Genomic DNA, 14,390 nt, shown 5'->3' on the forward strand with positions numbered 1-14,390 from the left:
CGACCTTTTAGTGACCTGTATTGCCGCCCCGATGACCGTGTTGAAATATCTCCAGGCCTATCCCGCCACCTTGCAGGATCAGGTGCGCCAGCTGATCGCCGACGGTCGGCTGGGCGATTACCTGAACCAGCGTTACCCGCAAAAGCACGGGGTGCAGAGCGACAAGGCGCTGTACACCTATGCTCTGGACCTCAAGCAGGAGTACTTGCGTAACGCTCCGGCCATCGACAAGGTGCTGTTCGACAACCGTCTGGACCTGACCCACCGTGCCCTTGGCCTGCACACCACGATTTCACGGGTGCAGGGTGGCAAGCTCAAGGCCAAGAAGGAAATCCGCATCGCTTCGCTGTTCAAGGAAGCGCCTTGCGAGTTCCTGAAAATGATCGTGGTGCATGAGCTGGCGCACTTCAAGGAATCGGACCACAACAAGGCATTCTACAAACTGTGCGAACACATGCTGCCGGGTTATCACCAGGTGGAATTTGATGTGCGGGTGTACCTGACGTGGCGGGATCTGTAGGAGCTGCCGCAGGCTGCGACCTTTTAAGGAGCATTGGATGGACGTGAGCAAGACCAAGAGCAGCTTCTATCGCCGGTTGTACGTGGCGTACTTGATCGACAGCGGGCTGGCCAGCAGCGTCCCGGCGCTGACCGAAGTCACCGGTATGCCCCGGCGCACGGCACAGGACACCATCGCGGCGTTGGCGGATCTGGATATCATTTGTGAGTTCGAGCAGGAAGAGGGCGCGCGCAACCATGCAGGGCGCTATCGGATTCGCGAGTGGGGTGCGATCGATCGCGGGTGGATCGAGCGCAATCTGCGGCAGATCAAGGCGGTGCTGGAGTATCCCTGAAATCTTTCAGTGATTTAACCGACGCCTTCGCGAGCAAGCCCGCTCCCACATTAGATCAGCAGTGAACACAGGTTTCGTGTGCGATAGATATCAAATGTGGGAGCGGGCTTGCTCGCGAAGAGGCCCTTAAGGGCGGCGCATCCCGATGTGTGGAATGCCATCCTCGACATATTCCTCACCCGCCACGACAAACCCGTACCGCCCGTAATACCCCTGCAAATGCGCCTGGGCCGAGAGGTAGACCGGCAGACCGGGCCAGTATTTTTCGATCTGTTTGAGTGCCTGTTCCATCAGCTCATGCCCCAGCCCGGCACCGCGTGCCTGGGGTGCAATGATCACCCGCCCGATCACCACATCGCCGCCCTGTGATTGCGGGTCAAGCAGGCGCAAGTAGGCCACCAGCCGGTTACCGTCCCAGGCCATCACGTGGAGGGTGTCACCTTCCAGATCCTGGCCATCGATATCCTGGTAAACGCATTTCTGTTCTACGACGAACACTTCTGCACGCAGCTGCAAAATGGCGTACAGCTGCTCCTTGCCCAGGTCGCTGTGGTGTTTGCAGATCCAGTCGACTGTCATGTTTTGATTCCCTGAAAACGTCGTTCCGATACTAAGCGCACTCACGCCAGAAGTCTTTATGGCGGAAGAATCTGTGACAAAGGCCAAAATGCCATCATTCATTTTTCGCGCGGATGTCTTCTTTGTGTAATCTGGATCGAAGCGCTGTGCTATGGCTTCGATGAGCGAATGTTGAGTACCCGGGCCTTGCCGGTACAGGGGCCTTGGGGTTTTGGCTGAAAACACGTCGGGCAAGCCGCCCGCTAAGGATTTTCTGGCATGCCGCGATTGCATCGAGCTTTGGCCTTGATTGGATTGCTGTTGCTGGTTCAGGGAGCGGCGGCAGAAAAACTGCGGCTGGTCGCTGATGCCTGGCCCCCCTTTACCGATTCCACGCTCGTCAACGGTGGTCTGGCGACGGATATTGTCAGTACCGCGCTCGCCAGGGCTGGCTACGCCAGTGATTTCGAACAGGTGCCCTGGGCACGGGCCTTGATGGGATTGGGCGAGGGTCGATACGACGTGCTGGTCAACGCCTGGTACTCGGAGGAGCGGACCAGGCTTGGCCAGTTCTCCGGCGAGTACCTGCTCAATCGCGTGCGCTTTCTCAAGCGCAAGGACGCGCCCATTGAATTCAATAACCTGCAGCAATTGCACACCTATCCGATTGCCGTGGTGCGTGGATACGCCTATTCGCCCCCGTTCGACAACGACGAGTCGTTGCAGAAAGTCCCTGTGCACAGTTTCGCCATGGCGGTGCGCATGCTCGCGGCGGACCGGGTCAAGCTGACGCTGGAAGATGAATTCGTCGCCCGCTACTACCTGGCCCGTGAGTCACCCAAGGTGCGGAACGCCGTGGAGTTCCTGCCCAAGGCATTGAGCGAGAACAGCTTGCACATCATCGTCAGCCTGAAGAATCCCGAGCATGCACGGATCGTCGCCGGTTTCGACCGCGAGATCGCGGCCATGAAAGCAGACGGGAGTTATGACAAGTTGATGAAACGGCATGGGATGTGAGTGGGTTGAGCCAGTTTCTGTGTTGTTGCTGATGGCCTCATCGCGAGCAAGCTCGCTCCCACAGTAGATCTTCAGTCGACACAAGTTTTGTGAACACCAGAGCCCCCTGTGGGAGCGGGCTTGCTCGCGATGAGGCCCGCCCAGACACCACAGATCTCAATCCTCACTGGTGTCCTTGATCAGATGTGCCGCCAACGTCCTCAGCGGCCCCAACTGCCGGCAGATCAGCGCCAGTTGCGTCTGCACCAACCGCTGCCCCTCATCGATTTCATCAGGCATCTGTTCCAGTTCATTGGCCAGTGCTTCTTCTTCATCGCTCTGAATTTCAATCGAAGACTTGCTCGCCAGCCCTTGGGCGATCTCGTCGATGCTGGCGGCCAGTTTCACTCCGGCCCCTTCGATCAAATGTTCACGCACGTCCGTCGGCAGTTGGGTTTCCCGGTGCGCGCCCAGACCCGACAGGTAACTGAGTAGCGTGTGTGACAGCACCAGGAAGCGGAAGCCCACATCCGCCTCCTTACGGAAATGCCCCGGCTCCATCAGCATGTTGGCCAGTGTGGTCGACAGTGCCGCGTCGGCGTTGTGCGCGTTGCGGCGGGCCAGGCGGTAAGCCAGGTCGTCGCTTTTACCCGCAGCGTATTGCTGCATGATCTGGCGCAGGTAGATGCTGTTGCAGGCCAGGGTGTTGGCCAGCACTTTGTTCAGGCGTCGGCCCTGCCAGTCCGGCAGGAACAGGAACACCGCCAGCCCGGCAATCAGGCTGCCGAGCAAGGTATCGAACAACCGTGGCAGGAACAGTCCATAACCGTCACCTACCTGATTGAAGCAGAACAGCACCATCAGGGTGATTGCCGCCGTCGCCAGGGTGTAGCGGGTGGTGCGGTTGGTAAAGAACACCACCCCGGCGGCGATGGCGAAGCATGACTGGATCAGCGGGTTCGGGAACAGGTCGAACAGCGCCCAGGCCAATGTCAGGCCAATGGCGGTGCCGATGATCCGTTGACCGAGTTTGCGGCGAGTGGCGCCGTAGTTCGGTTGGCAGACGAACAGCGTAGTGAGGATGATCCAGTAGCCTTGGGACGGGTGAATCAAATGCACCATGGCGTAGCCGATGCTCAAGGCCAGGGGCAATCGCAGGGCATGGCGGAACAGCAGCGAGGTCGGCGTCAGCTGCGTGCGCAAGCGAAGCCACACGTCCTTGAGGCTGCGCGGCGAACGGTCGAGCAGGCTGCTGTCGGTGGCGTCGGCCAGGGCGTCGGGGTTACTGGCATCGCTGAGCAGGCGGTCGAGGGTGCCGAGGTTGGCCGCCAGTGCCCGCAGTGAACGCAGCAAACCGCGCCAGGCCGGGTTGCTCTGGATGCGCAGGTGTTCGAGAGAGGCATCCAGGTCGCTCAGGGCCTCGGCGAAACTGGCGTCATAGGTGAACGGCTGGCGCATCTGGATCGATTCGGCCAAGGCCCGGCAGGCCTTGCCTTGCTGGCGCAACAGGCGCTGGCAGCGGAACAGCACGTCGCTGTGGAAGAAGGCGTCGGCCAGGGCGTTGTACGGGTAGTGCGACGAACTGGCACGCTCGTGGATGTCCTGGGCGAGGAAGTACAGTTTGAGGTAGCGGCTGACTTTCGACCCCGGGCGCCCGTTGCCGACCCGGTGCAGGATGATCTCCTTGGCGGCGTTCAGTGCCGCCACCACGCGGCCGTTCTGTTGGGCCAACTCCAGGCGCCGCGCCTCCACGTCCATCTGCCGGATCGGCTCGAACAGCGAGGATTTGAGCTTCAGGTAAAAGCCCAGCTCGCGAAACAGTCGCGCCAGGCTCTGCTGCACCGGCTGATTGGAAAACAGCGCCTGCCACAACACCGACAGCAAGCCGTACCAGGCAGCACCGGCCACCAGCAGCATCGGCTCGTGCCAGACGTCGGTGACCGCACCGCCACGCTGGTCCACGCCGATCATGGTGTAGACCGAAAGGATCAACGTCGCCGAGGCAATCGCGCCATAGCGCTCGCCGAGGGCGCCGAGCATGGTCAGGCAGAACGCGGCCAGGGCGAAGGCGATGATAAACAGTGGGGGGTAGGGGAAGAGCAGTTCGACGGAGAGGGCGGCGACCGCGAAACACACCAGCGTCACCGCCAGTGCGTTGAGACGGCCCTGCCAGCTGTCGTCGGTCTCGGCCAGGGCACTGGCGATGATCCCCAGGAACAACGGGATCAGAAGGCCCATTTCATCCTGATACCAACACAGCGCCATGGTGCCGGTCAGGGCAATGAATACCCGCACGCTGTAGCTGAACTTATCCAGCGCCCAAAGGCGACGCAGAGACTGGCGGAACGAAGTCGATGACATGAAATGCGAAGGCCTTCCGAGGCAATGACGCTAAATTGAGCCACTAATGACGCCGACGCAATGGCGTCGATCACATCAGACAGCAAAATCTGTTCCTTCCTTGTGTGAATACAATCTGCAAATCATCACGGATCCAATGTGGGAGCGGGCTTGCTCGCGAAAGCGTCCTTTCAGTCAACATTGATGTTGAATGTTATGGCCCCTTCGCGAGCAAGCCCGCTCCCACATTTTGATTTGTGTGCGATCAGACGTACTGCGCAGCCGCGTAGCCCGATGCCCACGCCCACTGGAAGTTGAACCCACCCAGATGCCCGGTCACGTCGAGCACTTCGCCGACGAAGTACAGCCCCGGGCTCTTCAGCGATTCCATGGTCTTGGACGACACTTCATTGGTGTTGACGCCGCCCAGGGTCACCTCGGCGGTGCGATAGCCTTCGGTGCCCGCCGGCACGACTTTCCAGCTCGCCAGTTTTTCCGCGATATCGGCCAGTTCCGCGTGGGTGTACTGCTTCATCGGTTTGGAGACGAACCAGTTGTCCGCCAGCAGGTTGGCCATCTTCTTGGTGAAGATTTCACCGAGCAGGGTTTTCAGCTCGCTGTTGGGGCGTTCGGCCTGTTGCTGTTGCAGCCAGCTCGGTACGTCGTGATCCGGCAGAAGGTTGATCTCGACGGTATCGCCGGATTCCCAGAACGACGAGATCTGCAAAATCGCCGGGCCGCTGAGGCCGCGGTGGGTGAACAGGATGTTCTCGCGAAAGCTCTGGTCGTTGCAGCTCACCAGGCAATCCACCGACGTACCGGACAACTCGGTGCACAAGGCTTTGAGCTGATCGGTAATGGTGAACGGCACCAGGCCGGCGCGGGTCGGCAGCAGTTCGTGGCCGAACTGCTTGGCCACTTGATAGCCGAAACCGGTGGCGCCCAGGGTCGGGATCGACAGGCCGCCGGTGGCGATCACCAGGGATTCGCAGGTGATTTGGTCAAGCGTCGTGTCCAGCAAGTAGCCCTTCTCAAGCCTCTCGATGGTCTGGATCGAGGTGTCCAGGTGCAGGCTGACGCCGACCTGATCGCACTCGTTGAGCAGCATTTCGAGAATGTCACTGGATTTGTTATCGCAGAACAACTGGCCGAGTTTTTTCTCGTGGTACGGCACGCCGTGCTTGGCCACCATGCCGATGAAATCCCACTGGGTATAACGGGCCAGGGCGGATTTGCAGAAGTGCGCGTTCTGCGAGAGGAAATTGCTCGGTTCAGTGTACATGTTGGTGAAATTGCAGCGGCCACCGCCCGACATCAGGATTTTCTTGCCGGCCTTGTTGGCATGGTCGAGCAGCAACACCTTGCGCCCGCGCCCGGCGGCGGTCAGTGCACACATCAACCCTGCGGCGCCAGCGCCAATGATCACGACTTCGGTAGAGCGCAAAACGGTGTCCTCTTGATGTATCACCACAAAACCAATGTGGGAGCGGGCTTGCTCGCGAAAGCGGTGTATCAGTCACCTGATAGATCGACTGACAGATTGCATTCGCGAGCAAGCCCGCTCCCACAGGGGATCTTCGTTGGGTCGAAGATCGTTTTACAAAATGCGCACGCGCAACGAACGGCCCTTGATCTTGCCGTCGTTCAGGCGCTGCAAGGCCTGCTTGGCGACGCCGCGCTCCACGGCCACATAGGCCTGGAAGTCGAAAATCGCGATCTTGCCGACCTGGGCACCGGGGATGCCGGCGTCACCGGTCAGTGCGCCAAGAATGTCGCCCGGACGAACCTTGTCCTTACGGCCGCCAGCGATGCACAGGGTGCTCATCTGCGGCAACAGCGGACCACCACCCTTGGAGGTGAGGTTGTCCACCTGATCCCAGGTCAATGGTGTCTTCTGCAATTGCTCGATAGCCTGGGCGCGCTGTGCTTCGGACGGCGCCACCAGGCTGATCGCGAGGCCTTTCTCACCGGCGCGGCCAGTACGGCCGACGCGGTGAATGTGGATTTCCGAATCACGGGCCAGCTCGACGTTGATCACCATGTCCAGGGAATCGATGTCGAGGCCGCGGGCGGCGACGTCGGTAGCCACCAGTACCGAAGTACTGCGGTTGGCGAACATCGCCAGCACCTGGTCGCGGTCACGTTGATCCAGATCGCCGTGCAGGCCGACGGCGGAGATGCCCTTGGCGGTCAGGTGATCGACGGTTTCCTGAACTTGCTGCTTGGTGAAGCAGAAAGCCACGCAGGAGGCCGGACGGAAGTGGCCAAGCACCTTGGTCACTGCACTCATGCGGTCATCCGGGGAAATCTCGTAGAAGCGCTGCTCGATCTGCGTGTCGTCGTGGAACGCCTCGGCCTTGACCTGCTGCGGGTTGCGCATGAACTTCGAGGCCAGCTGCTTGATGCCTACCGGGTAGGTAGCGGAGAACAGCAAGGTCTGGCGACGTTCCGGAGCCTGCATGATGATTTCTTCGATGGAATCGTAGAAACCCATGTCGAGCATGCGGTCGGCTTCGTCGAGGATCAGGGTGTTCAGGCCGTGGAGCACCAGAGAGCCCTTGCGCAGGTGCTGCTGGATGCGCCCCGGCGTGCCGACGATGATGTGCGCGCCGTGTTCCAGCGAAGCGATCTGCGGGCCGAGGGACACGCCGCCGCACAGGGTCAGGACCTTGATGTTGTCTTCGGCACGGGCCAGGCGACGGATTTCCTTGGCGACCTGGTCGGCCAGCTCGCGGGTCGGGCACAGGATCAGCGCCTGGCAACCGAAGTAACGCGGATTGATCGGGTTCAGCAGGCCGATGCCGAACGCGGCGGTCTTGCCGCTGCCGGTCTTGGCCTGGGCGATCAGGTCCATCCCCTTGAGGATCACCGGCAAGCTTTGCGCCTGGATCGGCGTCATCTGGGCATAACCGAGGGAGTCGAGGTTAGCCAGCATGGCGGCGGACAGCGGCAAAGTATTAAATTCGGTGGCGATGGTGGTCACGGGACTGGCCTGCAAAACAAAATGTCGCGCAGTGTACCAGTCCGGTGGCCATTCGCCCTAAGGCTCTATGTGTTCTTCCGGACGTTTGACTCGCCGTCCGTCATTCCGTGACAGCTGGGAAAAGATCGTCGCGGCCAGCATTGCCATGATTCCAACCGTCACAAACGTCAGTTGAAAGGCGCCCAAAACCGTGTCCACGCCGTCATTTCCGATCTCGGCCGTGAACCCGCCGAGCAATGCACCGGCGCAGGCTACCCCCAGACTCAGTGACAATTGCGCGACCACCGACAGCAGGCTGTTGCCGCTGCTGGCGCTGGCATCGTCGAGGTCGATCAGGGTCACGGTGTTCATCGCGGTGAACTGCAAGGAGTTGATCGCGCCAAGGATCGCCAGCTGGCACAGCAGCAGCCAGTACGGCGTCTGCTCGCTGACCAGGCCCATGCTCGCCAGCATGATCCCCAGCGCCAGGGTGTTGCCGGTGAGCACGATGCGGTAACCCAGATGTTCGATCAGCGGCCGCGCCACCCACTTGGCGATCATCGCCGCTGCCGCCAGCGGCAGCATGCTCATCCCGGCCTGGGACGGCGAATAGCCCAGCGCCACTTGCAGCAGCAACGGCACCAGAAAGGGCAGGGCGCCGCTGCCGAGGCGGGCGAACAGGTTGCCGAGAATGCCCACGGCAAAGGTCCGGGTCTTGAACAACGACGGCGCGAACAGCGGGTTTTCGATATGCCCGGCACGCAGCCAGTACGCCGCCAGGCACGCCATGCCGCCGAACAGCAGCAACATCACCCGCAGGTGCGGCAGGTGCAATTCGCCCAGGCCTTCCATGGCGATGGTGATCAGAATCATCGCCGCGCCGAACAGCACAAAGCCCAGGCTATCGAAACGGGTGCGCTCGGTGCCGCGCAGGTCCGGGATGAACTTCCACACGGCGTAGCAACCGACCAGCCCCACCGGCAGGTTGATCAGGAATATCCAGTGCCACGTCAGGTATTGCACCATCCAGCCGCCCATGGTCGGGCCGATCAACGGGCCGAGCAGCCCGGGAATGGTGATGAAGCCCATGATCCGCACCAGCTCCGAGCGCGGGTAGGCGCGCAACACCACCAGCCGCCCGACCGGCAACATCAGAGCACCGCCCAACCCTTGAATCACCCGCGCGCCGATCAGCATGCTCAGGCTGCTCGACAGGGCGCAGAGCAGTGAGCCAAGGCTGAACAGCAGGATTGCGCTGAAGAAGATCTTCTTGGTGCCAAAACGGTCGGCGATCCAGCCCGAAGCGGGAATCAGCAAGGCGACCGTGAGCATGTAGGCGATGATCACACCCTGCATGCGCAATGGGTCTTCGGCCAGGTCGCGGGCCATGGCCGGCAGGGCAGTGTTGAGAATCGTCCCGTCGAGGGACTGCATGAAAAAAGCGATGGCTACGACCCACGGCACCCAGCGGGCTGTGACGGCGTCGAGAGGCGGGCGGTTGGGCATGGGACCTCTTGTGGTGGTCATGTAACCGGACCCTGTGGGAGCGGGCTTGCCCGCGAAGGCGGTGGGGCAGTCAACATCAATGTTGAAGCTGATGGCCTCTTCGCGGGCAAGCCCGCTCCCACAGGTATTGCGTTTACAGTGTCAGGGTCAGTCGGCTCACGAGCGCTCCCGGCAACAACGCCGACGCCGTCGCCCGTTGGCTATAGGTGCTAGCCGACAGCAACAACTCCCGCTCTGCGGTCAGCGCTTCCAGCTGCGAACCGAGCAGGCTGAAGGCGCTGTCATCAAAGCGCATGGTGTTGACCGGCGCCTGAATCTCGCCGTTTTCGACCCAGAACGTGGCAAACCGGGTCATACCGGTCAGGCGGGCGGCCGGTTGATCCGAGAAGTTCAGGTACCACAGGTTGCTGATGTACAACCCGGTGCCCAGTTGCTTGAGGATGTCCGCGTCAGGCAATGCCCCGGCTTTCATGTTCAGCGCGCTCGGTGATTCACCGCCGCTGGCACCATTGGCGGTCAAGCCGTATTCCGCGGCGCTGCGCGAGCTGACCAGTTGTGCCCCGGCCTTGCCGTCGACGATCAAGCCCAGGTCGCTGCGTGGATAACCTTCATCGGAAAACGCCGGGCTCAGCGAGCCGCTGACTTTTTCATCCAGCGAGACCAGCGGGCTGAACGCGCTGTCGCCTCCGTAGAGCTTTTGCAGCGGGCTGCTTTTGCTGGCAATCGACTGTGCAGAGAATCCCCCCCAGCACAGCATGCCCATGATTTCTTCCAGCGCCGCCGGTGCCAGGTAGGCGCGGTATTGGCCGGGCGCCAAAGTGCGCAGCGGCCGGCCCAGAAACTCAAGCTGCTCGCGGGCTTGCTGGAAGCGTCTGGCAAAGCCTTCGCTGTTCCAGTCATGCCCGGCGTAGCTGGCTTTCACGGCCTGGCCATTCTCGTGGAACAGGCTGAAGTCGAAATTGAAGCTGTTGGCCTGATGCCAGCCGAAGGCACCCGAAGAACTGGCAAAGCCGCGACTGATCGGTCCGGCAGCGTAGAAACCGACAAGATCCAGGCCGTCGGCAGCCTGGGTGATTTGCGCGACCACCTGTTCGGTGTCCGGCAGTGGATGCGACTGCACGTTGTTGCTCTGCCAACCATTGTGGTTGAGCAGTAAGTAAGGATCCGGAGGCAGCAGCGGCAAGGTTTCCCGCAGCTGTTGCAGGCCTTCGGTCAACCGTCGCAGATCAACCTGGGGATCGCCGGCCAGGGTGATGTTCAGGTCGGCATGGCGGCCTTCGTTGATCAGCTTCAAGCCGATACTCGCCTGCTGCACCTGACCGGCCTGACGCACCTTGGCGTGGTTGAAACGCACGAAGGCCGACGACTCGGCGGCGTAGCTGAGGGTGAACTGCTCGGGCTCTTGCAGGGCTGCACGCAGGCTGTTGACCAGCGCCTTGAACGACGCGGACTGGCTGTTTGAAGGATTCATCAGGCGTCTCCTCCGAATACATCAACGTTGCTGAACACGCAGGCCGGTGACGCGTGGCCGACGCGGATCACCTGGTTCGGTTCGCCCTTGCCGCAGTTCGGTGTGCCGAGGACCTTGAGGGTACCGGCATCGCCGACGGCGCTGAGGCTTTTCCAGAACTGCGCGGAGATGCCCCTATAGTTGGGATTCTTCACCACGCCCTTGAGTTCGCCGTTTTCGATCAGTTGGCCCCATTCGCAGCCGAACTGGAATTTGTTGCGTGCATCGTCGATCGACCATGAGCGGTTGGTCGACATCAGCACGCCGTGTTCGATGCCAGCGATCAGTTGTTCGATGGACTGATCGCCGGGCTCGATATTGAGGTTGGCCATGCGGTCGATGGGTGGGCGGTTCCAGCCGCAGGCGCGGCTGTTGGCGACGCCGTCCATGCCGGCACGGAATTGCGACAACGCACCGCCCAGCGGGCGCAACAACAGGCCTTCACGGATCAGGAACTGTTTGCTGGCGGGCGTACCGTCGTCGTCATGACCGTAACTGGCGAGCTCCTCGGGGATGTCGGGATCGAAGGTCACGTTGAGCAGGCCGGAACCGTATTGCAGGTGGCCGAAATCGCTGGCTTTGACGAAACTGGTACCGGCGTAATTGCGCTCGTCGCCGAGAATGCGGTCCAGTTCCAGCGGATGGCCGATGGATTCGTGGATTTGCAGCATCATCTGGTCGGGCATCAGCAGCAGGTCGCGCTTGCCTTGCGGGGTGTTTGGCGCCAGGAGCAATTGCAGGGCCTGATCGGCCACCTGGGCACCGGCACCGATCAGGCCGCAGCGGCTGATGACGTCCGCGGCGCCTTGCTGGCCGAAGTTCTCGCGGCCAAGGCTGCGGGTCTGGCTGTCGTTGCCGTCGTAGGCCGTGACGTCCAGGCCGGGGTACACAAAGCGTTGGGCCTGGCGCAGTTCGGCACCGGCGCTGTTGAGGTAGATCTGCTCGACGTGGGTGATACCCAGGCTGACCTGCCAGTTCACCAGGCGCTCGTCCTTGGGCACGGCGGCCGACTCGGTGCCAAGCAGTTGGAAGCAGTCGCTCAGGGACGGGAAGGCCTGGTCGAGGTTGGGTGAAAAGTAATCGGCGCGGTCGCTGGAAACAGCCTGCTCGCGCAGGTCCAGCAAGGCGTGGGGCTTGAGTCGACGGGCCTGGAATTCGGCGCGTTCGAGGGCGGCTTGCAGGCCCTGTTGCGACAGGTCGTTGGTGGCTGCATAGGCCTCGACGCCATTGACCCGCACGGTCAGCATCGCCCCTTCGTCACGGCTCAGGCTCGGTGGTTCGGCGACGTTCTTGCGCACCGACAGGTACTGCCCGGATTCGCGCACATAACGCAGGGAAAAGAATTCAGCACCCGTGCGCAAGGCAGCGAAGCGCTGCTTGAGCTGGGGGTAGAAATCGAACATTCGTGAACCTCCTGGGTATGGAGTGGCGATGGAGCGGTGCTGCGAGGGGATAGGTGAAACGATTGCGTGGCGCTAGATTAGGCCTGCGAGGGGGGAGGATCAAGGGTGGAGCGGTCTAGAGTGGAGATACTTTGGGAGGGGTGGTGGCTGACAGGGCCCCTTCGCGAGCAAGCCCGCTCCCACATTTAATCCCGGGTGTTCACAAAATCTGTGTCCACTGGAGATCAAGTGTGGGAGCGGGCTTGCTCGCGAATAGCCGTAACGCGGTGTAACGCCTTAAGCGATCTGGCTCACTTCCCGCACCGGCTTGCCCTTCACCGGCGCTTCACCCGCCACATAGTAAGTGGCGGTGCTGCGCGGCAATGGCTTGCGACCACGGATCTTGTCGGCGATTTTCTCGGCCATCATGATCGTCGGTGCATTGAGGTTGCCGGTGGTGATGATCGGCATGATCGACGCATCGACCACACGCAGGCCTTGCATGCCATGCACGCGACCTTCGCCATCGACCACGGCCATTTCGTCGGTGCCCATCTTGCACGAGCAGGACGGGTGAAACGCGGTTTCGGCGTGTTCGCGGATGAACTTGTCCAGTTGCTCGTCGGTTTGCACCTCGATGCCCGGGCTGATCTCGCGACCGCGGAAGGCGTCCAGTGCAGGTTGCTGCATGATTTCCCGGGTCAGGCGGATGCCGTCGCGGAACTCTTGCCAGTCCTGCTCGGTGGCCATGTAGTTGAACAGGATGCTCGGGTGCTGGCGCGGATCCTTGGACTTGGCCTGGATGCGCCCGCGGCTTGGCGAACGCATGGAGCCCATGTGCGCCTGGAAGCCGTGCTCTTTCACACCGTTGCTGCCGTTGTAGTTAATCGCTACCGGCAGGAAGTGGTACTGGATGTTCGGCCATTCGAACTCCGGACGGGTACGGATGAAACCGCCGGCTTCGAACTGGTTGCTGGCGCCGATGCCGGTGCCGTTGAACAGCCACTCGGCACCGATGGCCGGCTGGTTGTACCAGAGCAGCGACGGGTACAGCGAGACCGGTTGGGTGCAAGCGTATTGCAGGTACAGCTCAAGGTGATCCTGCAGGTTTTCACCAACGCCCGGCAGGTCGTGGACCACCGGAATGTCGAGTTTGTTCAGCAGTTCGGCCGGGCCGACGCCGGAGCGTTGCAGGATCTGCGGCGAAGCGATGGCGCCGGAGCACAGCAGCACTTCCTTGCGCGCCTTGACTTCAACGCGCTCCTCGGCGGTGCCGACCAGGTAACGCACGCCGATCGCACGCTTGCCTTCGAACAGGATCTTGTCGGTCAGGGCGTGGGTGACGATGGTCAGGGTCGAACGCTTCTTAGCGACGTCCAGGTAGCCGCGGGCGGTGGAGGCACGACGACCTTTCGGCGTCACGGTGCGGTCCATCGGGCCGAAGCCTTCCTGCTGGTAGCCGTTCAGGTCTTCGGTGCGCGGGTAACCGGCCTGCACGCCGGCTTCAACCATGGCGTGGAACAGCGGGTTGTTGCCGGCTTTCGGCGTGGTCACGCTGACCGGGCCGTCGCCACCGTGGTAGTCGTTAGGGCCGATGTCGCGGGTTTCCGCTTTACGGAAATACGGCAGGCAGTCCAGGTACGACCAGTCCTCAAGGCCTGGCAATTTTGCCCAACCGTCGTAGTCCATGGCGTTGCCGCGGATGTAGCACATGCCGTTGATCAGCGAGGAACCGCCCAGGCCCTTGCCGCGACCGCACTCCATGCGACGACCGTCCATGTGTGGCTCTGGATCGGTTTCGTAAGCCCAGTTGTAGCGACGGCCTTGCAGCGGGAACGCCAGGGCGGCCGGCATCTGTGTGCGGAAATCGGAACGGTAGTCCGGGCCGCCTGCTTCGAGCAGCAGGACGGTGACGCCTGCGTCTTCGGTCAGACGGGTCGCCAGGGTGTTACCGGCAGAGCCGGCACCGATGATGATGTAGTCGAATTCTTGGGACATTGAATGCACCCTCTTTGAAGTTGGTCAGGTCTGGCCTGACGAGTGCTGCGCACTCGATTCGCGAGCAAGCCCGCTCCCACATTTGATCTCTGGTGTACACAGGATCTGTGTTCGCCACTGGCCCCTTGTGGGAGCGGGCTTGCTCGCGAAGAGGCCCTCGCGAGCAATACAGGTCTCGGTCTTAGAACACCGAGACGTAATCGCCCAGCTCGACCTGTACCGATTTGATGCGGGTGAAGTTGTTCAGCGAACTGATGCCGTTCTCACGGCCGACACCCGACTGC

At 61.5% G+C, this 14,390-nt stretch carries 12 protein-coding genes; 3 read left to right on the top strand and 9 right to left on the bottom strand.

Annotated features, from left to right (window positions below; translation table 11 throughout):
- Positions 1-31: 31 nt before the first annotated feature.
- On the top strand, positions 32-520 hold the full coding sequence (locus KGB29_RS09565; RefSeq protein WP_057712969.1) for a YgjP-like metallopeptidase domain-containing protein: 489 nt from the start codon (positions 32-34) through the stop codon (positions 518-520).
- 37 nt (positions 521-557) lie between these two features.
- Positions 558-854 (top strand): helix-turn-helix domain-containing protein, encoded by a 297-nt coding sequence (locus KGB29_RS09570; RefSeq protein WP_090178776.1) that lies wholly within the window; start codon positions 558-560, stop codon positions 852-854.
- A gap of 126 nt (positions 855-980) precedes the next feature.
- Here KGB29_RS09570 and KGB29_RS09575 read toward each other — a convergent pair whose 3' ends face one another.
- The gene (locus KGB29_RS09575) at positions 981-1,433 is read right to left on the bottom strand and encodes a GNAT family N-acetyltransferase (RefSeq protein WP_057712970.1); all 453 of its coding nucleotides are present in this window, start codon (positions 1,431-1,433) and stop codon (positions 981-983) included.
- A gap of 258 nt (positions 1,434-1,691) precedes the next feature.
- Between KGB29_RS09575 and KGB29_RS09580 the strand changes: the two genes are divergently transcribed.
- Positions 1,692-2,429, top strand: coding sequence for a substrate-binding periplasmic protein (locus KGB29_RS09580; protein ID WP_150813777.1), 738 nt, complete (start codon positions 1,692-1,694; stop codon positions 2,427-2,429).
- 156 nt (positions 2,430-2,585) lie between these two features.
- Here KGB29_RS09580 and yccS read toward each other — a convergent pair whose 3' ends face one another.
- The 8 genes from yccS to KGB29_RS09620 all read right to left on the bottom strand — a co-directional run.
- A complete protein-coding gene (gene yccS, locus KGB29_RS09585) occupies positions 2,586-4,769 on the bottom strand; it encodes a YccS family putative transporter (RefSeq protein ID WP_090451867.1) in 2,184 nt (727 codons plus the stop codon).
- A 244-nt stretch (positions 4,770-5,013) separates the two neighbouring features.
- Positions 5,014-6,192 carry an NAD(P)/FAD-dependent oxidoreductase gene (locus tag KGB29_RS09590; RefSeq protein WP_090451865.1) on the bottom strand — a complete coding sequence of 393 codons (1,179 nt, stop codon included), beginning with the start codon at positions 6,190-6,192 and terminating at the stop codon, positions 5,014-5,016.
- 153 nt (positions 6,193-6,345) lie between these two features.
- Positions 6,346-7,683, bottom strand: a complete 1,338-nt coding sequence (dbpA, locus tag KGB29_RS09595; RefSeq protein ID WP_263290324.1) for an ATP-dependent RNA helicase DbpA — start codon at positions 7,681-7,683, stop codon at positions 6,346-6,348.
- A gap of 105 nt (positions 7,684-7,788) precedes the next feature.
- Positions 7,789-9,237, bottom strand: a complete 1,449-nt coding sequence (gene mdtD / locus KGB29_RS09600) for a multidrug transporter subunit MdtD (RefSeq protein ID WP_223532187.1) — start codon at positions 9,235-9,237, stop codon at positions 7,789-7,791.
- A gap of 112 nt (positions 9,238-9,349) precedes the next feature.
- On the bottom strand, positions 9,350-10,687 hold the full coding sequence (locus KGB29_RS09605; RefSeq protein ID WP_150813781.1) for a TldD/PmbA family protein: 1,338 nt from the start codon (positions 10,685-10,687) through the stop codon (positions 9,350-9,352).
- Complete coding sequence (locus tag KGB29_RS09610; RefSeq protein ID WP_057712977.1) at positions 10,687-12,129, bottom strand: TldD/PmbA family protein; 1,443 nt, start codon at positions 12,127-12,129, stop codon at positions 10,687-10,689. Before KGB29_RS09610 ends, KGB29_RS09605 begins: the two co-directional genes overlap by 1 nt.
- A gap of 276 nt (positions 12,130-12,405) precedes the next feature.
- Positions 12,406-14,106, bottom strand: coding sequence for a choline dehydrogenase (betA, locus tag KGB29_RS09615; RefSeq protein ID WP_150813782.1), 1,701 nt, complete (start codon positions 14,104-14,106; stop codon positions 12,406-12,408).
- A 181-nt stretch (positions 14,107-14,287) separates the two neighbouring features.
- Positions 14,288-14,390, bottom strand: a 103-nt coding sequence (locus tag KGB29_RS09620; protein ID WP_223501000.1) for a hypothetical protein, incomplete at its 5' end; no start/stop codon positions are given.

It is taken from the genome of Pseudomonas sp. BF-B-30 (genome assembly GCF_019956305.1).
Lineage (GTDB): Bacteria > Pseudomonadota > Gammaproteobacteria > Pseudomonadales > Pseudomonadaceae > Aquipseudomonas > Aquipseudomonas jessenii.